Origin of the sequence: Streptomyces sp. NBC_01017, from assembly GCF_045162795.1 — a bacterium.
In the GTDB taxonomy this organism is placed as follows: domain Bacteria; phylum Actinomycetota; class Actinomycetes; order Streptomycetales; family Streptomycetaceae; genus Streptomyces; species Streptomyces machairae.
The window spans coordinates 10115766-10136658 of record NZ_CP108683.1 but is presented as its reverse complement, the minus strand read 5'-3'; the positions used below and the strand labels follow the sequence as shown (position 1 = coordinate 10136658).

Genomic DNA, 20893 nt, shown 5'->3' with positions numbered 1-20893 from the left:
CGGCGGGACGTGCGGTGCTCGGAAGGGAGAGGGACGGTGCTCAGAGGGGTGAGGGAGTGGGGACTGTGCCCCGCCGAGCCGGCGTGACCGGCCCGGCGGGACGCGAACGGATCCAGCGGATCACACGGAGCTCAGCGCCGCGTCGTCGTGGGCGGCGGCCGGGTTCGGGAGGCGGAAGTCCGCTCCGGCCAGGGCCTCGTAGAGGCGGACCGGGCTCATCTCGCCGGCCAGGTCTCCGTGGTGCGCCTTGGCCCGGCGGAAGATCTGCTCCACGAGCGCGGACAGTTCCGTGGAGACGCCGACATCGCGGCCGAGGTCGATGGCGAGTCCGAGGTCCTTGCAGGCGAGGGCCATGGCGAAGGAGTCGTCGTAGTCGCCGTCGGCCAGGACGCACAGGATGTCGTTCTCGAGGAAGTTCGAGGCGGCCGGGCTGGCGAGCAGCGAGCTGCGCAGCACGCCGAGGTCCACGCCCGCCTTCACGCCCATGGCCAGCACTTCGGACGTGGCGACGAGGTGGCTGAACCACAGCAGGTTGATCATCAGCTTGACCGTGTAGCCGGCGCCGAGCGGGCCGACGTGAAGCACCTTGTCGGGATCGCCCATGGCTTCGAGCACCGGCAGGCACATGCGGAAGTCGTCCGCGGTCCCGCCGACGAATATCTGCAGCCGCCCGGCCTCGGCGCCGCGTGCCATGCCGCTGACGGGGGCGTCCAGACGGCGTACGCCGCGCCGGTCGAGCGCCTCGGCGGCGACCCGTTCCGCGGCGGCCGGCGTGGAGGTAGACATGTCGATCCACAGGGCGCCTTCGCGCAGCGCCTCGGCGGCGCCGCCGCGCAGCAGCACGTCCTCGACGATGCGCGGATTCGGCAGCATCGTGACGAGCAGTTCGGCATCGGCGGCGCATGCCGCCGGGGTGTCGGCCCAGCGCGCACCGAGCGCCATGTGCTCGGCGGCGGCCTCGGGCCGGGTGTCGTGCACGGTGACCAGGTGGCCCGCGTGGATCAGGTGGCGGGCCATGTGGCTTCCCATGTTGCCCAGTCCGATGAAACCGATCCTCATCGTTGTCCTCGCTACAGCTCTGTAGGGGTGTGCAGGTGAAGGTGTGCAGGTGACGGGGTGGAGTGAGGTGGCGGGCCGGTCAGGCCAGGTTGATCCAGGTCGTCTTGAGTGCCGTGTACGCGTCCAGCGCGTGCAGGGACTTGTCGCGTCCCGCGCCGGTGGCCTTGAAGCCGCCGAAGGGGGTGATGACGTCGCTGGCGTCGAAGGTGTTGATCCAGACCGTGCCGGCCCGCAGTCGCTTGGCGGTGCGGTGGGCGACCGTGACGTCCCGGGTCCAGACGGAGGCGACGAGCCCGAAGTCGCTCTGGTTCGCCAGCCGTACGCCCTCGTCGGTGTCGCCGTCGTACGACACGACGGCGAGGACCGGGCCGAAGATCTCCTCCTGGCCGACGGCGGACGTGTTCGCCACGCCGTCGAGCACGGTCGGCTCGACGAAGGTGCCGCCGGTCTCGGTGAGGGTGCGTCCGCCGCCGAGGAGCACCTGCGCCCCGTCCGTCCTGCCGCGCTCGATGTAGCCGAGGATCTTGGCCAGTTGGGCCTCGTCGACGATGGGCCCCATGACGGTGGCCGGGTCGAGGGGGTCGCCGACGCGGAAGGTGTCGGCGGTGATCCGCTGCACGGCGTCCAGGAGTTGGTCCTTCACCGACGCGTGGACCACGACACGGGAGCCCGCGTTGCAGGTCTGCCCCGCGTTGTAGAAGATCCCCCATGCCACGGCGGACGCGGCGGCCTCGATGTCGGCGTCGGCCAGCACGAGCTGCGGCGACTTGCCGCCTGCCTCCACGGCGACCTGCTTGCCGTTGGACTCACCCGCGTACACCTGGAAGAGCCGGGCGACCTCGGCCGAGCCGGTGAAGGCGATCTTGTCGACCTCGGGGTGCCGGCCGAGGGCCTGCCCCGCGACCTCGCCCCGCCCGGGGATCACGTTGAACACGCCGTCGGGCAGCCCGGCCTCGGTGGCCAGTGCCGCCAGCCGCAGGGCCGCGAGGGAGGTCTGCTCGGCGGGCTTGAGGACGAGGCTGTTGCCGGTGGCGAGCGCCGGGGCCAGCTTCCAACTGGCGATCAGCAGCGCGTAGTTCCACGGCACGACCGCGCCGACGACACCCAGCGGTTCCCGGGTGATCAGCGCCAGCGCGTCGCCCGGAGTCGGGGCCACCTCGTCGTACGTCTTGTCGATGGCCTCGGCGTACCAGGCGATGGTCTCGGCGGCCTTGTCGACGTCGATGCGCACCGACTCGGTGATGGGCTTGCCCATCTCCAGGGTGTCCAGCAGCGCCAGTTCCTCGGCGTTCGCCCGGATCAGGTCGGCCCAGCGCAGCAGGACCCTCTTGCGTTCCCGCGGCGCCAGGTCGCGCCAGCGGCCGTCCTCGAAGGCGGCGCGTGCGGACCGTACCGCCCGGTCGACGTCGTCGGCGCCCGCGGCCTGTACCTCCGCGAGCACCGAACCGTCGCGCGGTGAGACGCTGGTGAAGCTGTCGCCGGAAGTGGCGTCGGTGAAGGTGCCGTCGATGAACGGGCGCGTCTCAAAGGTGAGCTTGCTCGCGGCGGCCAGCCACTCGCCGTGGCTGCGCATCAGCAACTCGTCGATCGTGTACGTCACTTGATCCTCCAGCGGTCGATCGCGTCCTCGTCCAGCTCGACGCCGAGGCCGGGCCTGTCCGGGATTTCGAGGTCGCCCTCGGCGTTCACGCGGACGGGCTCGGCGAGCATGAAGTCGCGGCGCTCGGGGGTCCAGCCGGGCGGGTCGTAGGGGAACTCGAAGAAGGGGCCGCCGCCGACGCCCGCAGCGACGTGCAGGTTGGCGAGCACGCCGATGCCGTTGGTCCAGCTGTGCGGGGTGAACTGACGGTGCTTCAGCTGCGCCAGCTCGGCCAGGGTGCGGGCGCGGTGCATGCCGATCGCGAGCACCACGTCCATCTGGTAGATGTCGAGGGCGTCCTCTTCGAGGTAGCGCAGCAGCTCGGTGGGTGAGTGGTGCATCTCGCCGGCGGCGATGCGGACGCCCGGGTTCTCGGCGCGCAGCCGCTTGAAGCCGTTCAGGTCCGCGTACGGCAGCGGCTCCTCGACCCAGAACACGTCGAGCTCGGCGAGCCGGGCGATGGTCTTGCGGGTCCCCGCGAGGTCGGAGGCGTTCGCCGTGTCGCCGGCCATCCGCCAGGACTGGTTGAGGTCGACCATGATCTCGAAGTCGGCCCCGAGTTCCTCGCGCACGGCACGCACCGCCGCGACGCCCTCGTCGATCCGGTTGCGGTCGATACGGATCTTCATGGCGCGGAAGCCGGCCTCGCGCACCTTCAGGGCCGTGGCGACACGCTCCTCGGGTGACTTGAGCTCGCCCGAGGAGGCGTATGCGGGCAGTCGCTTCGCCGCGTTGCCGAAGAGCTCCGACACCGGGCGGCCGTGCACCTTGCCGATGATGTCCCACAGGGCCGCTTCCAGGGGCCAGTAGTGGGCGCCGTGGAAGTTGGCGGTCTCGATCGCCTTGACGTGCCGGGTGATGTCGAGCGGGTCCTCGCCGACGAACAGGTGCTTGTACGTCTCGAAGCCGTCCATCAGGTCGCCGGAGCCGATGCCGGTGATGCCCTCGTCGGTGTGGACGCGGACGATCGTGGCGTCGAAGTGCCGGCGCGGCTCGGGGTCCCAGGCGGCGCGGAACGGCGGGTCCAGTTCGAGGCGCAGCCGGTCCAGGGTGATGTCTGTGATCTTCATCGGGCGAGCACCTCGGCGGTCGGCGTGTAGAACGGGTTCGTCGGCCCCTGCTTGGCGGCAGCCTGTACGTCGGAGACGGTGGGGGTTCCGGTCACGGCGGCCCGTATCGCGTCGTGGGCGGCGGCACGCTGGTTGCGGAAGGACTCGTCCAGGTCGTCGACCGCGGGGTTGATCCACATCGCGGCGATGATCAGCAGGTCGTCGGCCTCCTCCGCGGGGATCAGCCCTGCGTCGACCGCGTCCGAGATCCCCTGCGCCAGCCCGGCCTGGGCGGAACCCCAGGTGGCACGCTGGTGCAGCTCGCCCTCCGCGGCGGCCTTGGCCACGAACAGGGTCAGCGGCTTCACGGGGACGGACGGCCGTACGACCGTCATGAACGGGACGTGCCCTGCGCTCGGTGTGGCCAGCGCCGTCGCCCAGGCGGTCTCGACGGGGCCGCCCTTGCGTCCGATCACGACGTTCGTGTGGGCGGCATTGGCGCCCTCACCGACGAAGGACTCGCCGATGAGCGCGGTCGGGGCAAAGGGCGAAGGCATGGGATCTCCTGGATCTCCGGGAGCGGGGAGCTGTGGCGGGCCGGTGGACCCGGCGAGTGAGCGCAAAGCTCGCATACCTCGCAGTTCATCCGGCTCGATGCGGCGAATCTAGGTCGGCCGCCATCCCCTCGCAAGGCGGTCGCGGGAATCGAAATGCCGGTTGCTCTCCTGACAACTTCACGCCTGACCTGGGGGTTCCTCGACCGGTGTGCCCGCATACGATGACCTGCGTGACCGACTCTTCCTCGGCTTCCCGCGGACATGGCCTGCGCCGCGACATCGACCTGCTGGAGGCGCTCGCGTCCGACGAGGCGCAGAACGCCGGCGGGCTCGGCGTCGTACGCCTCGCACAGCTGGTGGGCCGCGAGAAGACGCAGGTCTCCCGGGCCCTGAAGGCGCTCGCCGCCGAGGGCATCGTCGAGCGTGACCCGGACACCCTGGAGTACCGGCTGGGCTGGCGGCTCTTCTCCCTGGTGGCCCGCACTTCCGAGAGCCGCCTGGTGCGAGTGGCCGAGCCGGTCATGCACACCCTGTCGGCGGACCTGGAGGAGACCAGCCACCTGTGTGTGCTCAGCGAGCGTGAGGTCCTCACCCTGCTGTCGGTCTCCGGGCACTCCTTCCGCGTCCACGGCTGGGAGGGGCGCGGGGTGCCCGCCTGGCGGCTGTCCGCGGGCCGCGTCCTGCTCGCCGACGCGACACCGGATGAGCTGTACGTCCGCTTCGGCACGACCGGCGAGATGCCGGTGCAGGAGCTGTGGGCCCGCATCCAGGACGCCAAACGGCTGGGTTACGCGCGGGTGAGCGAGGAGTTCGAGGAGGGCCTGGTCGGGGTGTCGGCACCGGTGCGCGACTTCCGCGGCCGGGTGGTCGCGGCCATCAACATCTCCGCCCCCAAGTCCCGGCTCGGCGACCGCCTCGACGTGGCGGGGCGTACGGCGGCACGGGCGGCGGGACGGGTGTCGTCGCTGCTGGGCTGGGAACCTCGGCGCACGCCGCAGGTGCGCGCCCGCCTGACCTGACGGCTCCACTGCTGCCCGTGCTCCCGCGCCGAACGACCGGTGGGCGAGTTGCCCTCACAGCAACCACGGTTGCGATCCGCCGAGGTTGTCTTGTCGGCCCCATGACGCCCTCGTAAATTCACCGCGCATCGGACGAGCCCCCGTCCGGAACGGAGAAAAGAGCAGCTCATGAACCTCGCCGGCATCGACCTCCTGGCCAAGGCCCCGCTCGCCGAAGGTGATGTGTTCCTCGGCGGCAGCTGGCTCCCGGCCGCCGACGGACGGACCTGCCCCGTCCACGACCCGGCCACCGGCGACCTGATCCGCGAGGTCTCCGCGGCGGGACCCGAGGATGCCCGCGCGGCGATCGAGGCGGCCCGGTCGGCGGCGGCCGGCTGGCGTACGACACCGCCCCGGCGCCGTTCGGAGATCCTGCACACCGCCTTCGAGCTGATGCGCGAGCACACGGACACCCTCGCCCGGCTCATCGTGCTGGAGAACGGCAAGGCCTACCGTGACGCGGCGGCCGAAGTCGCCTACGCCGCCGAGTTCTTCCGCTGGTTCGCCGAGGAAGCGGTCCGGATCGGCTCCTCCTTCGCGGACGCACCGGCAGGCGGCTTCCGGCATGCCGTTCGCAAGCACCCCGTCGGTGTCACCGCCTTCGCGACGCCCTGGAACTTCCCGGCCGCCATGGCCACCCGGAAGATCGCCCCGGCGCTCGCGGCGGGCTGCCCCGTCCTGCTCAAGCCAGCGCCGGAGACCCCGCTCACCGCCCTCGCCATCGCCGCCCTCCTCGCTGAAGCCGGCCTGCCCGACGGGCTGTTGAACGTCCTGCCGACCGACCGCGCCCCCGAGGTGGTCTCGGCCTGGCTCGGCGACGAGGGGGTCCGCAAGTTCTCGTTCACGGGCTCCACCGCCACCGGCAGGCTGCTCCTGGAGCAGGCTGCGGCGAACGTCGTCAACGTGACCATGGAGCTCGGTGGCAACGCCCCCTTCGTCGTGTGCGAGGACGCCGACATCGACGCGGCGGTGAGCGGCGCGATGGACGCCAAGATGCGCGGCGGCGGCGAAGTCTGCATCGCCGCCAACCGGTTCTACGTCCACGAGTCGGTCGCCGCCGAGTTCACCGAGAAGTTCGGCGCCGCCATGGCCGCTGTGCGGACGGGCCCCGGCATGGAGGACGGCGTCACGCTCGGCCCCATGATCAACCGGGCGGCGGTCGACAAGATCCGCGCGCTCGTCGACGACGCCCTAGGGCGCGGCGCGAAGATCGCGGCGCAGGGCACCACGCCGGACGGGCCCGGCCACTTCCACCCGGCGACCGTCCTCGTCGACGTGCCCGACGACGCCCGCATCCTGCACGAGGAGGTCTTCGGACCGGTGGCGCCCCTCACCACGTTCACCGACGAGGACGAGATGCTGGCGCGCGCCAACGCGACGGTGCACGGTCTCGCCTCGTACGTCTACTCCCGCGACGTCGGCCGCGCCCTGCGGATCGCCGAACGCCTGGAGGCGGGCATGGTCGGCGTCAACCGCGGTCTGCTGTCCGACCCCGCTGCCCCGTTCGGCGGTGTCAAGCAGTCCGGTCTCGGCCGGGAAGGCGGTCGCGAGGGCATCGAAGCCTTCCTGGAGACGCAGTACATCGCCCTCGACTGGCCGCTCTGATCACCGCACTCCCCCGCTCTCCCCCGCTCGCCCTCCTGCCCTCCCCCTCGGCTCACGCCGCTCAGGACAAGGACCGCCCATGGCAATGACGCCTGCGACCCAGAACCAGCCCAGTACTCCCGAAGTTCCCGACTTCACCCGTGAACGCCGCCGTCTGCACACCAAGTTGAAGCTCGCCACCCAGATCGGGCAGGGCATCGACGGCTACATCATCGGCGGCATCGGCATGGCGATGGCCGCGCTCACCGCCGACCTCCATCTCTCGCCCCTCATGCAGGGACTGGTCGGGGCTTCCCCGCTGATCGGCATCTTCGTCGGCGGCCCCCTCTTCGGACGGCTCGCGGACCGGTTCGGCCGGCGCCCCGTGTTCCTCGTCGACATGCTGATCTTCCTGATCGGCTCGGTCCTGCAGTTCTTCGTCGCCGACGGACTCCAACTCTTCCTGATCCGCCTGCTGATGGGCGTCGCGATCGGCGGCGAGTACGCGATCGGCGCGCCGCTGCTGTCCGAGTACGCGCCTCGCAAGGGCCGCGGCCGGCTGCTGGCCAGCCTGGAGATCAGCTGGTACGTCGGCTACGCGCTGGCGACCGTCGTCGGCGCCCTCTTCGCCGAGGTCGACGGCGGCTGGCGCTGGTCGCTGGCCAGCAGCGCGGTCATCGCCGTGGTGTGCGTGGCGCTGCGCGGCGGCATACCGGAGTCGGCGCGCTGGCTGCTGAGCAAGGGGCGCCGCGAGGAAGCGGAGGCGTTGATCGAGAAGTACGGCATCGAGGTCGACGTCGACGCGGAACTCGAGGAGCGTGACGCGCCCGCGAAGGAGGGGTTCGGTGCGCTGTTCCATCGCCGGCACCTGCGCAGCACGGTGTTCGCGAGCGTCTTCTGGGCGGCTCTGGTGCTGCCGTACTTCGCCATCGGCACGTTCTGGACCCAGGTCTTCGAGGCCCTCAACATGGGCGACAACGCGGTCGCGGCGCTGCTCGTCTACTCCTTCACCGCTGTCGCCGGCGTGACGGCGGGCTGCCTCGTCGTCGACCGGATCGGCCGGCGCAGGCTGCTCATCCCGCCGTTCTGGATCACCGCCGGCTGTCTGGCCCTGGTCGCGTTGTGGCCGACATCGACGCCGGTCATCGTCGGCGGGTTCCTGTTCTTCATCTTCCTCAACGCCGCTTCGAGCGCACTGACCGCCGTCTATCCGCTGGAGGTCTTCCCGACCGCCCTGCGCACCACGGGCGTCGGCTTCGCCACGGCGATGAGCCGGGTCGGCGCGGCCATCGGCACCTTCCTGCTGCCGATGGGACTGGAGCGGTTCGGGGCGGAGTTCGTGCTCCTCATCGGTGCGGGTGTGCTCGCCGTCGGTGGTCTGGTCTCGCAGTTCCTCGCCCCCGAGACCACGGACATGGACCTCGCCAGGGCGGCGCGCAAGGCACACGGGGCATAGCCACCGCACGCCAAAGGGACGGCCCCGCAGGCGATCACCCTGCGGGGCCGTGCACTGTGGAGCGTCACGCGTAGGCGTCGAAGGGGATCCCGGAGGGCTTCGCGTAGTTGAGAGCCCACTGGAAGTCGCCGTCGTCGATCTTGATCGTGGCCGAGCCGAAGTCGGCGCTCATGAGCTTGTCTCGGTATCCGGCCGGATAGCCCTCCCAGCCCACCAAGCGCGGGAAGAACCAGTTGCCGGTGGCGTTCTCCGCCGGTTCGTCGTTGGTGTTGGCGAACCGGAAGCAGTGACTGGAGACGCCGTCCTTGTGGTAGACGATCTTCGGGTGGGTGCCGTCGAAGCGGATCGCCGAACGAGCCGCCAGCTGGTAGGTGTTGTGCTGGGACACCGACACGTACTCGGCCTGGTCGTTGCTGATCCACACGATGACGTGTTCCCAGTCGTGGGTGTGCCCGAGGGCCGCCGGACCGAGGGTGATCTGGTCCTTCTCGAAGTAGCTCGCGTACATCACCGCGCACCAGCCGTTGTTGCACTTCGCGCGCGAGTAGGTGTTGGCGTTCGCCAGCTGCGCGTAGTCGTGGCAATTGCCGTTGACGTCGCCGCCGAGCTTGAGACCCGGGTTGAGGGTCCCGTCGGCGCCGATGGCGGCCGTGGCGTAGCAGCCGTCGCCGTCGTAGTCGTAGGCCGGGGAGAACGTCTGCTCCAGACCGTCGGCGTTCTGCGGCAGCAGGGTCAGGACATTCGCGTGGGCGCTCGCCGGGAGGGCCACGACGAGCGTCATCGCGCCGAGGGCGCCGAGGGCGACCTTGGCAAGGGATCTCAGCTTGCGCATCACGGCTCCCGGCTCAGCAGTAGAGGTTGCCGCCCGGCGAGACGCCGAGGATCGAGGTGAACCGGTTATAGGCGTCCACGCGGCTCTGGACCTGCGCCGGGTTCTTGCCGTCGCACTCCAGGGAGCCGTTGATGCTGCGGATGGTCTGGCCGAAGCCGGCCTGGTTCACCATGGCGTTGTGGGGGGTCATGGTGCCGGGGCCGGACTGGGTGTTCCAGTACCACAGGCCGGTCTTCCAGGCGACGGCCGACTCGTTCTGCACCCGCCAGGGGTTGTTGAGCAGGTCGATGCCGAGCGCGTCACCGGCGGCCTTGTAGTTGAAGTTCCACGACAACTGGATCGGGCCGCGGCCGTAGTACGCCGCCTGACCTGCGGGACAGCCGTAGGGCCGGCTCCAGTCGCAGTAGTGGGGATAGTTGGACGTGTTCTGCTCCACGACGTGGACCAGGCCGCCGGTCTCGTGGTTGACGTTGGCGAGGAAGGCGGCGGCCTCCTGCTTCTTCACCGTGTCGCTGCCGGTGTTGGCGAAGCCCGGGTAGGCGCTCAGGGCCGCGGTCAGGCCGCTGTACGTGTAGAACGAATTCCGGTTCGGGAACATCTGGTTGAACTGCGACTCGCTCACGACGAACCCGGAGGGGTTGCCGCCGCCACCGCTCGCCGGCGCGTTCCACTTCTGGTTGGCGGCGCCGGTGCAGCTCCAGATCTGCAGCCGGGTGCCGTTGGCGCTGTTGTTCTCCCGGACGTCGAGGCACTTGTTCGCGGCCGGATTCACGATGTCGCGAGCCGCGGTGACCACCCACTGCTGGTTGGCGCCACCTGAGCAGTCCCACAGCTGGACGGCCGCGCCGTCGGCGGTGCTGCGTTCGACGACGTCCAGGCACTTGCCGAGCGCGCGCAGGGTTCCATCACCCTGGTTGGACCAGATCTGGGCGCCCGTTCCGTTGCAGTCGTAGAGCTGTACGGCGGTGCCGTTGGCGTTGCTTGCGCCCGCCACGTCGACGCACTTGCCGGCGAGTCCGGTGATCGTGCCGTCGGCCGCCTGGGCGGGCGTCACGGTGAACAGCGTGGTGAGAACGGCGGAGAGTACGGCGAAGACCGCGAACCGGCCGACGGGACCGCGTCTGGTACCGGACCGTCTGTGGTGGGAAACAGGCATGGTCGAGGACGCTCCTTCGGTGCGCTGAGGGGCCAAGAGGCGGTGGGGGGGTGGCTGGATCAGCCGGTGTAGCCGGCGAACACGCGGGTGAAGTCCCAGTCGGACTGGTTCACGCCGGAGCAACTGTCGGCTGGGCCGCCGGTGCACGGGCGGTCACGGTTGGCCGACCAGAAGGTCAGCCGCGCCAGGTGGTGTTGCTGGGCGTAGGCGAGCATGGTGCGGAAATCGTTGACCGTGACGGTCTCGTTCTGGTCGGTGATGCCGTTCATGGACGAGATGCCCATGGACCGGTAGGCCTGGTCGTCGGTGTAGCCGTAGGCGCTCTTCAGCGAGTTCTTCAGGCCCTCGGCCGCCTGCACGGAGAGGTTGCCCATGTTCTGACCGGCGCCCTCGAAGTTGAACGGCATGATGGTCCAGCCGTCCACGGTCAGCCCCGAGTTCGCCGCCCGGTTGATCAGGCTGGTGTCGGGACCGTTCTGGCCGGTGCCGATGGTGACGTAGACCTTCAGGCCGGAGTTGTTGGCCTTGACGGTCTTCAGGGCGTCGACGGTGCGCTGTTGCACGGTCGGGTTGCTGTAGGCCTCGGCCTCGATGTCGATGTCGATGGCCTTGAGCCCGTACGTGCTGATGACCTTCTGGTAGGCGGCGGCCAGTTCGCTCGCGGTGGAGCAGGAGCTCTCCAGCTTGTTGCCGCTCCAGCCGCCGAAGGACGGGATGACATCACCGCCGTTCGCCCGCACGGTGTTGATCGTCTGCTGGTCGACTCCGCCGGTCAGCGCGCGGCCGCCGTCCCACTGGGGGTTGCAGTAGCCGTTGCTGAGGACGAAGGCGAGGGTGAAGTACTTGACGCCGGTGGCGTTGGTGACGGTGGTGGGGTTCGGGGGGCTTCCCCAGCCGTTGTAGAGGTACGGTGCCACGGCCATCGGCGCGGAGGGGTTGGTGCCGTCGCCGGGGGCGGGAGCGTTCCACTTCTGGTTGGCGCCGCCGCCGCAGCTCCAGATCTGGATGCGGGTGCCGTTGGCGGCGTTGTTGCCGGTGACGTCCAGGCACTTGTTCGCCTGCGGGTTGACGATGTCACGCGCGGACGAGACCGACCACTTCTGGTTGGCCGCGCCGGTACAGGTCCACAGCTGCACCTTGGCCCCGTCCGCGGTCGAACTGCCGGTGATGTCAAGGCACTTGCCGAGGGCCCGAAGGGTGCCGTCGCTGCCGACCGTCCACTGCTGGGCGGCGGTGCCGTTGCAGTCGTAGAGCTGTACGGCGGTGCCGTTGGCGGAGTTGGCTCCGGCGACGTCGAGGCACTTGCCGGCGAGGCCGGTGACGGTGCCGGTGGCGGCCTGCGCGGGCGACGCGGTGAGCAGGCCGGTGGCGAGGCAGAGCACGGTGAGTGAGCAGGCTGCGGGGAGAGGTCTGGGCATGCGCGCGGAGCCCTTCGTGGGGGGTGTGAACAACCGATGCGCATTCACCTCGTGAACGGTGAGTGCGTCGCACGGTGCCTGGCTGACCCGTGAACCTAAAGGTATGGACCATTTTCGTCAAGACATGAAGTAAGCCGTGAGAGAAGCAATTTGGAGCCACCGATCGACCGCCTCCGCGCCTCCCCACAGGCAGCTGACAGGATGCACGCATGGCGAACACCCAGTCGATCACCTATGCGCGGATTGGCGAGGTCCTCACCGATCTCGGCATGATCACCGAAGAGCAGGCCCAGACAGTCCTGGACGAGGCCGCCGACTACGCGACCGAGCCGATGGAACGACGCAGCGAAGTCGCCGACGCCCTCGAATGCTTCGGCGTGGCCGTGTCCATCCACTCCGACGACGTCGACTTCGCCGACGAGCACTACGAATGGCTCCTCAACGAGGCCGCAGCCCTCACCGGCGGCAGCGTCACCGTCTCCCACTACCGCTTCGACAAGAGCGACCCGGACGACGAGGACTGCGGCCTGGGAACGATGCACTTCGAATGCAACGGCCGGCCCCTCTCCTTCGGCATCGAGCAGGAGTCGAACGACTACCTCGACATGGGAGCGGCGCAGGCGGCCATCGAATCGCTCAGCCCCCATGACGACCCCCGGGAGTTCCGCTGCGTCGAGCAGGAAGGCGCGGACCTCGGCGACGACTACATGGTCCTGGCCACAGCCGAACAGCGGGACGGCCTCCTACGGCACCTGGGCATCGTGTTCGAAGCCCCCTTGCGCTGAAGCCGATCGCGACATCGAAGGATCACCGCATGGCACCTGGACCCGGCCACCCCGCCGATTCCTCCGAGCCCGGCCCCGCCGATCACGTCACCGGTGGGGAGGCCGCCGCAGTCCGCCGCTTCTGGAGTCGGCTCGGTCTCCCCGGACTGGTCGACGTCCACACGCACTTCATGCCCGAACGCGTCCTGCACAAGGTGTGGGGCTACTTCGACGCCCTGGGGCCGCTGACCGGCGGAGTCGAATGGCCGATCACGTACCGGAAGGAGGAAGCCGAACGAACCACCGTCCTCCGCGAGTTCGGCGTACATGCCTTCACCGCGATGCTCTACCCGCACAAACCTGGCATGGCCCGATGGCTGAACGGCTGGGCAGCCGACTTCGCCCGCCGCACCCCCGACTGTCTGCACACCGCGACCCTCCACCCCGAACCGGGCGTCGAAGCCTACGTCCGCGATGCCGTCGAGGCGGGTGCGCGCGTCTTCAAGGCGCACGTGCAGGTGGGTGCATACGATCCGGCCGACGAACTGCTCGCCCCGGCGTGGGGGTTGCTCGCCGAAGCCCGCATTCCGATCGTGATCCACTGCGGCTCCGGGCCGGCGCCCGGGAAGCACACCGGGCCGGACCCGATCGCTCGGGTACTGGCACGGCACCCCCGGCTGCGGCTGATCATCGCGCACCTCGGGATGCCCGAGTACGAGGAGTTTCTCGACCTCGCCGAGCAGTACGAGGAGGTGCGGCTGGACACGACGATGGCGTTCACCGACTTCGCCGAACAGCTCACGCCCTTCCCTCGCCGTGCCCTGCCCCGTCTGGCCGGCCTCGGCGACCGCATCCTGCTCGGCTCCGACTTCCCGAACATCCCCTACCCGTACATCCACCAGCTCCAGGCCCTGGAGCGGCTGGGACTGGGCGACGCGTGGCTGCGAGCCGTGTGCCACGACAACGCGGCACAGCTCTTCGGACTGGAACTGCCTGCCGGGGTGCGGCGTCCGAACCTGACATGAGGGAAGAGATCAAGGGCCTGGCGGGTTTCCTTGTGGCCGGTCTGGGTGCCGTGGCGGCGCTGCTGGCCTGGGCCCCACTGGCACGGGTCAATGTGGAGGGCGGCTTCGAGGGGCTCCACAGGGACCTCAGTGTCCTCTACATCGACCTGCCGCTGGTCGCCGCGGGCGGCGCCCTGGTGCCGCTCGCCGTCTGGCTGCTCACCTTGCGCCGGTTCCACCACCCGTGGCTCGCCGCCTTGGCCGCCGTCGCCGCGGCCGCCCTGGGGATCTGGGCCCTTACCAGTTGGTGGGCCCCCTATCAGGCGCCCGAGTTCGTCCACTGAAGGTGGTGAGGGTCGGGACGCCTCCAGCACTCGGGGGGTCGGCTCGGTGCCGCTGTCACCGCTGCGCGATGGACCGTGCGGCCACGGCGACAGCCGGCGCGCGCAACCTGGTGGACGCGCCTGCGACAACCGTGTCCGCCGCCCCGTGCGTCGCCCGGTTCACAGCGAGGCGGTCTCCGACGCCGTCGTCCACGCGAAGCCGTCCGGGTCGGTGAAGGCCCCGGCATCGCTGCCGATCGCGAGCCGGTGCGATCCCGTGCCGTCGGGCGAGATGCCGGCGACCTTGGCCAGGCCACGGCGCTTGTAGAGGGCCAGCTTGACCGGGCCCGAGCCGGTGGCGAACTCGACGTACTTGCCGCCGAAGCTCTTCGCGACGGCGAGGCCGTGATCCACGTAGAACTGCTTGCTGGCCTTCACGTCCTCGACGCCGAGCAGGAGCACGATCTCGTCGAACTCCCGGGTGGCCGGGCCGGTGTCCCTCTTCGACGACGACGCGATCTGCCAGATCGTCCCGTCCGGAGCCTGTACGACGCCCCCGTAGCCCCAGAGAGACTTGGTGGCGGGCTTCAGAGTCGTGGCACCGGCTGCCACGGCGGCGTCGACGAGGGCGTTGACGTTGCCCGGCTGGGACACCACGAGCGACAGCGTGAACCCGCGGAAGCCGGTCGTCGGTGCCTCGGATGCCGCCAGGCGGACCTGGCTGCCGAGCCCGAAGGCGGTGGCGTAGAAGCTGTCGGCGGCGGCGGTGTCGGCCACCTCGAGGGTGACGAATTCGATGGAAGTCATGGGTATGACGCTAGTCAGGGCTGAGGATCGGCGCTTCTCGATTCCTGACCGGAACGAAAGCCGAGCGCTTGGTCAGTACTCGTTGCGGCGCCGCAGCCCGAACGGTCGGCCGTCCGGGTCGACGAGCAGTCGGTGCAAAGGCGTGTAGAGCGTCCTGGCCGTGCGGGAGAGGTTCGGCCGGCGATAGGTACGCAGACGGCCGGGAGGTCTGGGGCCGTGGCGGCCGGTGTCGTGCCAGACATCCAGTGCGGCGGCGCTCGCGGCGAAGGCGTCGAAGGCCTTCAGGGGATCGCAGAGCGCGTCAGGCGCGTCTGGAACTCCCGGTCCCTCCAGATCCAGGTGCTCACGCATGAGTTCCAGGCGCAGATCCCTGGCGAAGGTGCGCGCGCCGTCCCCGAGGCCGCCGGGGTCGCGTGGCTCGCGCGGGTCCGGGCTCTCGTCCAGGACGGCACAGGTGAGTTCCGAGTCGTGGGTCCAGGAGCGGAGGTTGATGTTGTCGGATCCGACCGAGGCCCACACGTCGTCGAGCACACACACCTTGGCGTGCACGTACACCGGCGTCCCGACGTGGTTCTCCAGCCCGTACACCGCGACGCGCCCGCCGCCGGCCCGGCGCAGCCTGTCCAGGGCCGTGATCCGGCCGATCTGGTTCATCGGCAGGGTGAGCCGGCCGTCCTGCTCGGGGACGCTGGGGATGACCGCGATCAGGCGCAGGCCGGGGTGGGCGTCGAGTGCCTCCGCGAAGCATTCCACGACGTGCGGAGACCACAGGTACTGGTCCTCCAGGTAGATCAGGGCCCGGGCCCTGCGCAGCGCCTTGCGGTAGCCGCGCGCGATACTGCGCTCGCCGTCGGGTGCGAAGTCGTAGCCGCGCAGCAGCCGGTTGGGGTAGGTGCGCAGGGCCTGGACGATGTGCGTGCCGCAGGGCGGCGGGTCGGGGGCCTGGGCCGGCAGTGTGTCGGCACGCGTGTCCTCGTCGTGAGCGAGCTCGCGCAGGCGGACGAGCGGGCTGCGGGTGAGGGGCGCGGGGTCTTCCCAGCGTTCGCGGAAGCCGGCCTCGATGTCGCCGACGGCCGGTCCGCGTATCGCGAGCTGGATGTCGTGCCACGCCGGGTGGGGTCCGTATGCGGCGGCGATGCGCATTGACTGGGGGTCTCCGCGGTGCGCAGCGTCGTCGTTGCGGTTGTGGCACAGGTCGATACCGCCGACGAACGCGACGTCCTGATCCGGTCGGCCGGGATGCCGGAGCACGACGAGCTTCTGGTGGTGCGAGCCGCCGGGGCGTACGCGCATGTCGAGCAGGCACTCGCCGCCGCCCGCTTCGATCGCGTCGCCGAGGTGCCGGTTCTCGGCCTCGCTGAACTGGAAACGGTCCAGGTGGGAGCGCCAGAGCAGCCCCTTGACGATCACTCCTCGGTGGGCCGCCCGAGCCAGGACGGCACCGATTTCGCTGCCCGGTCCGTCGAGGCGCTCGTCGGGGTCGCCGCGCCAGTCGGTGAACAGGAGCAGGTCTCCTGCACGCTGCGCACGGATCGCGCTGAGGAGCGCCGGGAAGTACGACGCGCCATGGACGAGCGGCCGCACCAGGTTGCCGTACGACCACGCCTGTCGGCCCGACCGACGGCTGTCCAGGCGTGTGGCGCTGTTGCCGCGCTCGGCCGAGGTCAGCAACCAGTCGCTCAGTTCCACAGCCCAAGCCTCCCGATGACACATCGGGTACCCCGTTCGTGCCCCCTCATCCTGCGCTCCGAGAGCCGTCAGCTCTTCGCGACGGGGTGGTACCGCAGGTTCACCTCCGCGGTTCGGTCGCTGCCGTTGAGCAGTTCGAGCCGAATGGGCACACCCCCGGGGTTGTCGAAGAATCGGACCCCGTCGCCGAGCAGCACCGGCGCGATGTGCAGGTCGATCTCGTCGACAAGTCCGCGTTCGAGGAGTTGCCGCCCGATCGTGGGCGAGAAGACCTCGAGGTTCTTGCCGCCCGCGGCCTCCAGCCCGATCCGCACCGCCTCGGCCACGTCGCAGCTCAGGAATGTCACGTCCTCGGCCTGCTTGGCGTCCTCAGGATGGTGCGTCAGGACGAAGAGCGGCCCCTGCCACGCGCCGCCGTAGACGGCGCCGGGCTCGGGGTAGGCATCCCAGCCCTGCCGACCGCCCAGCACGGCGCCGGTCGTCTCGACGTACTCCTCGATGATGCCGGGCCGGGACGAGATGCCCGTCAGCCAGTCCATCGAATGCTCCGGCCCTGCCACGAACCCGTCCAGCGACATGGAGAAGTGCAACAGCACCTTCCCCGCGGCCGTCTGTGGTTCCGTGTCCGGCAGGTAAGTGGGGAATGTGCCGTCGGGGCTGTGTGGGGTCTCCGCGGTGGCCATGGTCGGTTCCTCTCGTCGGGGGTCGTCGTACCTGTCGACCGGTCCCGCCGCAGAAATTCATCGCCGGAGAGCCAACGTCACGACAGATCGGCCGAAGGCACGTCCGGGATGCTTTGGCGCAGCCGTTGGGCGTCCCGGAAGAGGCGGTTCGTGTGGCCGGCGAGCACGCCGCCGAGCAGCAGCTCGGGACGGTAGAAGGACCGTGCGGCGGCGGCCACCTCCCGTGCCGACAGGTCGATCTGGATGATGTCAGTGCGGCGGATGTCGTCGATGGAGCTTCCCCAGACGACGCGCCGTAGATTCGCCCATGCCATCGCGCTCATGCACATCGAGCAGGGCTCGCCCGTGGTGTAGAGGGTGGTGTCGGACCAGCCCTGGTTGCCGTGGCGATCCATGTAGTCATTCATGGCGACCACCTCGCCGTGCAGCAGCGGGCTGTCCGCCCCTGTGTTGACCCCACTCCCCCGGACCTCGCCGGTGCGGTTGTCCACGATCACCGCGCCGAACGGCCACTCGGGGTTCCTCCGAGCCTCCTCGATGGCCCGCCACATGAACTGCTCGTGACGGGTGCCGGTGGCGGTGGCGGTGCCGGTTCGCAGGTCCGTCGCCGCGTTCGTACCGGGGCTGAAGTCCGGGGCGGCGTTGCTCTCTTGCACCGCGTGCCGAGGGAGCACGATGGGGGCCGCAACTCCCGTCACCACGGCTCCGAACCTACCGAGGAACTGACGCCTGCCCGAGTCCATACGCTGCTCCTTGCCCGCCACCGAAAACTCCACGGAGTGATCAAATCATCACAGATGGTTTCCGATCCGGGTCGGAATCATGCCTCCGGCCCATGGCGCACCGAGCTTGAGGGGCCGGCACAGAACCTGGTGCGCCACGAGTCAGACCATTTCGGGCTGCGGTTCCAGTTGTCGCCCCGGTGCGGCCTTCGGTTCCCAGAGTTTGGTGGTCCGCATGTAGCCGAGGATCACTGAGACCATCGCCAGAATGAGAAGTGGGCCGAACACCAACGGATATCTGGCCATCTCCATCGGCAGATAGCGATACGACACCAACAGGGCCGCGAAGACGGTCGTGCCGTAGGCGACCAGCTGGATTCCCGACCGATCCCAGCCACGGGCCAGCGAACGCATCGCCGCTTCGATCGTCAGCGCGAACACCACGCCGGCGACGAGGTCCACGCCGTAGTGGTAGCCGAATCCCAGAGTTGCGCCGAGCGTGGCAATCAGCCAGAAGCTGCCTGCGAATCGCAGAATCCGCGGCCCCTTGCGGGAGTGCAGGAAGATCACGGTGGCCCAGGCCGTGTGCAGGCTGGGCATGCAGTTGCGTGGGGTGATCTCGTCGAACGGCATCGCGTGCGGCGTGCTGATCGGCGGTGCCGTCTCCGGCCACAGGTTGGCCACCGCCCACTGGCCGCCGTCGACGCCGTAGGCGAAGACCGGTCCGACCACCGGGTAGATCATGTAGATGCCCGGCCCGAGAAGGCCGACGACGAGGAACGTGCGCACCAGATGATGGCTCGGGAAGCGGCGCTCGACGGCCACGTGGCGCAGTTGGTACAGCGCGACGACGACTGAGGCGACCGCAAGCTGGACGTAGACGTAGTCGAGAACATGGGCGCCGGCCGGGCCGGTGGCCCGAACGATCCGGCCTACCAGCCACGACGGGTTGCCCAGCGCCTGATCGGCGGTTGCCATGTACTGGTCCAGCACCACCGGGCGGGTCTTCGACGTGATGTGCAGCCACGCGTCGCCGGTCTTACGGCCGGCCACCAGCAGCAGACCCAGCCCGACACCCTTCAGCAGCAGGGCACGTTCCGCGCCGGTGCGGCGCGTGACGGCGATGACCGCGCAGCCAAGCATCACCCACAACGCGCCGTTGCCGAAGGGGTGGCCTTCGGTCACCTTTATGCCGGCCGCCCACCGCACCACGAGGACTATGAGGTCGATGCCGATCGCGGCGCCAACCGCGATGAACCGTTGTCGCCGGGTGAGCACCACCATCATCAACGCCATACCGGCGTAGAGCAGGAAACCCGACTTGGGCGGGAATATCACCTCTCGCACCTGTGTGGTGATCGGCCCCGGTATGCCGTAGTGGCGCGCGGCGATCTCCAGCGCGACGAGGAACCCGAGCGTCACCAGACCCGCCGCGGTCCACAGCATCGCCCGCGGTTGACGCCACACGGCGAAGACGAACTTGATTCTGTTTTTTATTCGCGAGAACGCCCGCGACGACATGGGTATCAATTTGTTTGGCCGGTTTTCAGATGTTAGGTAAACAGGTCACTTTGCTCTGATTGGTACGGTTTTGGGTCAAGAGTTGCGATGAGGGCGATCATCGCGAGTTCGAACATGTTAGCGGAGAAGGGCCGGTAGGTTTCGGCTCGGTGAACTGACGCACGCTCAGCACGGTGACAACTCGCCCGGCAGCCCGCCCGACAAGCCGCTTGGGCTCTGCCGGTACCGGCCTTCGGGGGAATTGCGCGTCGGCTGCGCGGTCCGGTGGCCGTCGGGTGGTACGGGCATGAGATGGCCACGCCCCCCGATCCGCCCGCCACGCCGCTCGAGCATCCGAGCGGCGTGGAGTCGCGCGTGCCGGGGCTGCTGCGAACCGCCGCCGCGTACGCATGGCGGATCATCGCGGTCGGCATCGTCGTCCGCTTCGCCTTCTCCGTGCTGGGGCAGTTCCACCGGATCGCCGTCGCCGTCTTCCTCGGTCTCGTCATGGCTGCCGTGCTCCGCCCGGTGGCCGGCCTCCTCGCCCGCTACATGCCCCGGCCGCTCGCGGTGGCCGCGTCCCTCATCGGCGGCATCGTCCTAGTCCTCGGGGCGCTGGCCCTGGTCGGTGAGACGGTGGCGGACCAGCGAAGCGGGCTGGAGCGGGAGTTCGTGACGGGGATCGACCGGATCGAACGCCAGCTGGAGGAGCCTCCGTTCCGGCTCCCCGCGGACGTGTTCGACGATCTCCAGTCCCGGATCGGCAAACTCCTGTCGAGTCACCGCTCGACCCTCATCAGTACGGCGCTCAGCGGCGCGAGCCGGCTGCTCGAGGTGCTGACCGTGCTGGCCCTGGCTCTGTTCTGTGCGGTCTTCTTCACGCACTCCGGCGAGAAGCAGTGGCAATGGCTGTGCGACCAGCTCCCCGTCGCGGCCCGTCAGCGTTTCGCCGTCGCGGGCGCGGCCGCCTGGCGGACGTTCACCGGTTATACGCACGGCATCCTGCTGGTCGCGGGAACCAACGCGGTCCTCGTGGGCATCGCCCTGCTCGCTCTCGGGGTGCCCCTCGCCGTGCCGTTGGCGCTGCTGGAGTTCGCGGCCGCGTTCATTCCGCTGATCGGCTCGCCCATCGCTCTCGCGGTCGCGGCCGTGGTCGCGCTGGCTTCCAAGGGCGTACTGATCGCCCTGCTGGTCGTGGCCCTGATCGTGGTCATCGGGCAGATCGAGGGCCACCTCCTGCACCCCATCGTGATGAGCTGGGCCGTCCGCCTGCACCCGGTGGTGGTGGCGCTCGCGGTCGTCGGCGGAGCGGTGGCGGCCGGGGTGATCGGCGCCGTTGTGGCCGTACCGGTGGTCGCCGTCGTCTGGTCGGTGTGCCAGGCACTGCGAGGCCGCACCGACGAACCGGAAGCGGTCGGGGCGAGGTCGGGCGACGACAGCGCCTGAGCCGTGTTTGGTGACCGATCTTGGGGTGGGGCGGCGTGAGTTGAGCGATGTGGAGGGGGAGTGGGCCGGCGCGGGTGCCGGGAAGGGACGGCCGTTACGGCGCCGGTACGGCCGGTACGACGCCGATACGGGCGGTACCGCGTCGGT

Annotated in this window: 19 protein-coding genes; 7 read left to right on the top strand and 12 right to left on the bottom strand. The window is 69.6% G+C overall.

The features are described 5' to 3' along the window. Positions 1-120 precede the first annotated feature (120 nt). The 4 genes from OG331_RS46300 to fae form a co-directional block, all read right to left on the bottom strand. A complete protein-coding gene (locus OG331_RS46300) occupies positions 121-1059 on the bottom strand; it encodes an NAD(P)-dependent oxidoreductase (protein ID WP_406208954.1) in 939 nt (312 codons plus the stop codon). Between the two features lie 79 nt (positions 1060-1138). Beyond that, positions 1139-2659 (bottom strand): aldehyde dehydrogenase, encoded by a 1521-nt coding sequence (locus OG331_RS46295; RefSeq protein WP_406208951.1) that lies wholly within the window; start codon positions 2657-2659, stop codon positions 1139-1141. Further along, a complete protein-coding gene (locus OG331_RS46290; RefSeq protein WP_363041492.1) occupies positions 2656-3768 on the bottom strand; it encodes a mandelate racemase/muconate lactonizing enzyme family protein in 1113 nt (370 codons plus the stop codon). Before OG331_RS46290 ends, OG331_RS46295 begins: the two co-directional genes overlap by 4 nt. Beyond that, the gene (fae, locus tag OG331_RS46285; protein WP_328883998.1) at positions 3765-4304 is read right to left on the bottom strand and encodes a formaldehyde-activating enzyme; all 540 of its coding nucleotides are present in this window, start codon (positions 4302-4304) and stop codon (positions 3765-3767) included. Before fae ends, OG331_RS46290 begins: the two co-directional genes overlap by 4 nt. A 221-nt stretch (positions 4305-4525) precedes the next feature. On the opposite strand from fae, the gene OG331_RS46280 reads away from it, so the two are divergent. The 3 genes from OG331_RS46280 to OG331_RS46270 all read left to right on the top strand — a co-directional run bounded on the left by OG331_RS46280 (position 4526) and on the right by OG331_RS46270 (position 8402). Next, the gene (locus tag OG331_RS46280; protein WP_406208947.1) at positions 4526-5323 is read left to right on the top strand and encodes an IclR family transcriptional regulator; all 798 of its coding nucleotides are present in this window, start codon (positions 4526-4528) and stop codon (positions 5321-5323) included. 168 nt (positions 5324-5491) lie between these two features. Beyond that, positions 5492-6967, top strand: coding sequence for an NAD-dependent succinate-semialdehyde dehydrogenase (locus OG331_RS46275; protein WP_406208944.1), 1476 nt, complete (start codon positions 5492-5494; stop codon positions 6965-6967). A 79-nt stretch (positions 6968-7046) separates the two neighbouring features. After that, on the top strand, positions 7047-8402 hold the full coding sequence (locus OG331_RS46270; protein ID WP_406208942.1) for an MFS transporter: 1356 nt from the start codon (positions 7047-7049) through the stop codon (positions 8400-8402). Positions 8403-8466: 64 nt separating this feature from the next. Here the strand turns inward: OG331_RS46270 and OG331_RS46265 are convergent, their stop codons facing one another. The 3 genes from OG331_RS46265 to OG331_RS46255 are packed head-to-tail and all read right to left on the bottom strand — an operon-like array spanning position 8467 to position 11808. Further along, positions 8467-9234, bottom strand: coding sequence for an NPP1 family protein (locus tag OG331_RS46265; protein WP_383243689.1), 768 nt, complete (start codon positions 9232-9234; stop codon positions 8467-8469). 13 nt (positions 9235-9247) lie between these two features. Then, entirely contained in the window at positions 9248-10390 is a 1143-nt protein-coding gene (locus OG331_RS46260; RefSeq protein ID WP_406208939.1) for a glycoside hydrolase family 19 protein, read from the bottom strand. A gap of 59 nt (positions 10391-10449) precedes the next feature. Continuing rightward, positions 10450-11808, bottom strand: coding sequence for a lectin (locus OG331_RS46255; RefSeq protein WP_406208937.1), 1359 nt, complete (start codon positions 11806-11808; stop codon positions 10450-10452). Positions 11809-12017: 209 nt separating this feature from the next. Between OG331_RS46255 and OG331_RS46250 the strand changes: the two genes are divergently transcribed. Genes OG331_RS46250 through OG331_RS46240 form a run of 3 tightly spaced genes read left to right on the top strand, consistent with a single transcriptional unit; the run spans position 12018 to position 13920 of the window. After that, positions 12018-12593, top strand: coding sequence for a hypothetical protein (locus tag OG331_RS46250; RefSeq protein WP_406208934.1), 576 nt, complete (start codon positions 12018-12020; stop codon positions 12591-12593). 29 nt (positions 12594-12622) lie between these two features. Then, complete coding sequence (locus OG331_RS46245) at positions 12623-13597, top strand: amidohydrolase family protein (RefSeq protein ID WP_406208931.1); 975 nt, start codon at positions 12623-12625, stop codon at positions 13595-13597. Continuing rightward, the gene (locus tag OG331_RS46240) at positions 13594-13920 is read left to right on the top strand and encodes a hypothetical protein (RefSeq protein ID WP_406208929.1); all 327 of its coding nucleotides are present in this window, start codon (positions 13594-13596) and stop codon (positions 13918-13920) included. The genes OG331_RS46245 and OG331_RS46240 overlap by 4 nt, the downstream gene beginning before the upstream one ends. 159 nt (positions 13921-14079) lie before the next feature. On the opposite strand, the gene OG331_RS46235 is transcribed toward OG331_RS46240, so the two are convergent. The 5 genes from OG331_RS46235 to OG331_RS46215 form a co-directional block, all read right to left on the bottom strand. After that, positions 14080-14706: a glyoxalase gene (locus tag OG331_RS46235; RefSeq protein WP_406208926.1), complete on the bottom strand. Its 627-nt coding sequence runs from the start codon at positions 14704-14706 to the stop codon at positions 14080-14082. Between the two features lie 72 nt (positions 14707-14778). Then, complete coding sequence (locus OG331_RS46230) at positions 14779-16395, bottom strand: phospholipase D family protein (RefSeq protein WP_406208923.1); 1617 nt, start codon at positions 16393-16395, stop codon at positions 14779-14781. Positions 16396-16463: 68 nt separating this feature from the next. Beyond that, complete coding sequence (locus OG331_RS46225) at positions 16464-17078, bottom strand: dihydrofolate reductase family protein (RefSeq protein WP_406208920.1); 615 nt, start codon at positions 17076-17078, stop codon at positions 16464-16466. Between the two features lie 77 nt (positions 17079-17155). Further along, a complete protein-coding gene (locus OG331_RS46220; RefSeq protein ID WP_406208917.1) occupies positions 17156-17821 on the bottom strand; it encodes a nucleoside deaminase in 666 nt (221 codons plus the stop codon). Between the two features lie 141 nt (positions 17822-17962). Further along, positions 17963-19246, bottom strand: coding sequence for a phosphatase PAP2 family protein (locus OG331_RS46215; RefSeq protein WP_406210776.1), 1284 nt, complete (start codon positions 19244-19246; stop codon positions 17963-17965). Between the two features lie 366 nt (positions 19247-19612). Here OG331_RS46215 and OG331_RS46210 point away from each other — a divergent pair, with 366 nt between their 5' ends. Then, on the top strand, positions 19613-20746 hold the full coding sequence (locus OG331_RS46210; protein ID WP_406208914.1) for an AI-2E family transporter: 1134 nt from the start codon (positions 19613-19615) through the stop codon (positions 20744-20746). The last annotated feature ends 147 nt before the right edge of the window (positions 20747-20893 follow it).

Bases quoted from the DNA above. Each gene is read 5' to 3' on its own strand.
- OG331_RS46300 (WP_406208954.1), bottom strand. From the start codon at position 1,059: ATGAGGATCGGTTTCATCGGACTGGGCAACATGGGAAGCCACATGGCC.
- OG331_RS46275 (WP_406208944.1), top strand. From the start codon at position 5,492: ATGAACCTCGCCGGCATCGACCTCCTGGCCAAGGCCCCGCTCGCCGAA.
- OG331_RS46280 (WP_406208947.1), top strand. From the start codon at position 4,526: ATGACCTGCGTGACCGACTCTTCCTCGGCTTCCCGCGGACATGGCCTG.
- OG331_RS46235 (WP_406208926.1), bottom strand. From the start codon at position 14,706: ATGACTTCCATCGAATTCGTCACCCTCGAGGTGGCCGACACCGCCGCC.
- OG331_RS46250 (WP_406208934.1), top strand. From the start codon at position 12,018: ATGGCGAACACCCAGTCGATCACCTATGCGCGGATTGGCGAGGTCCTC.
- OG331_RS46270 (WP_406208942.1), top strand. From the start codon at position 7,047: ATGGCAATGACGCCTGCGACCCAGAACCAGCCCAGTACTCCCGAAGTT.
- OG331_RS46225 (WP_406208920.1), bottom strand. From the start codon at position 17,078: ATGGCCACCGCGGAGACCCCACACAGCCCCGACGGCACATTCCCCACT.
- OG331_RS46265 (WP_383243689.1), bottom strand. From the start codon at position 9,234: ATGCGCAAGCTGAGATCCCTTGCCAAGGTCGCCCTCGGCGCCCTCGGC.
- OG331_RS46210 (WP_406208914.1), top strand. From the start codon at position 19,613: ATGGCCACGCCCCCCGATCCGCCCGCCACGCCGCTCGAGCATCCGAGC.
- OG331_RS46240 (WP_406208929.1), top strand. From the start codon at position 13,594: ATGAGGGAAGAGATCAAGGGCCTGGCGGGTTTCCTTGTGGCCGGTCTG.
- OG331_RS46245 (WP_406208931.1), top strand. From the start codon at position 12,623: ATGGCACCTGGACCCGGCCACCCCGCCGATTCCTCCGAGCCCGGCCCC.
- fae (WP_328883998.1), bottom strand. From the start codon at position 4,304: ATGCCTTCGCCCTTTGCCCCGACCGCGCTCATCGGCGAGTCCTTCGTC.
- OG331_RS46290 (WP_363041492.1), bottom strand. From the start codon at position 3,768: ATGAAGATCACAGACATCACCCTGGACCGGCTGCGCCTCGAACTGGAC.
- OG331_RS46255 (WP_406208937.1), bottom strand. From the start codon at position 11,808: ATGCCCAGACCTCTCCCCGCAGCCTGCTCACTCACCGTGCTCTGCCTC.
- OG331_RS46220 (WP_406208917.1), bottom strand. From the start codon at position 17,821: ATGGACTCGGGCAGGCGTCAGTTCCTCGGTAGGTTCGGAGCCGTGGTG.
- OG331_RS46260 (WP_406208939.1), bottom strand. From the start codon at position 10,390: ATGCCTGTTTCCCACCACAGACGGTCCGGTACCAGACGCGGTCCCGTC.
- OG331_RS46215 (WP_406210776.1), bottom strand. From the start codon at position 19,246: ATGCTGTGGACCGCGGCGGGTCTGGTGACGCTCGGGTTCCTCGTCGCG.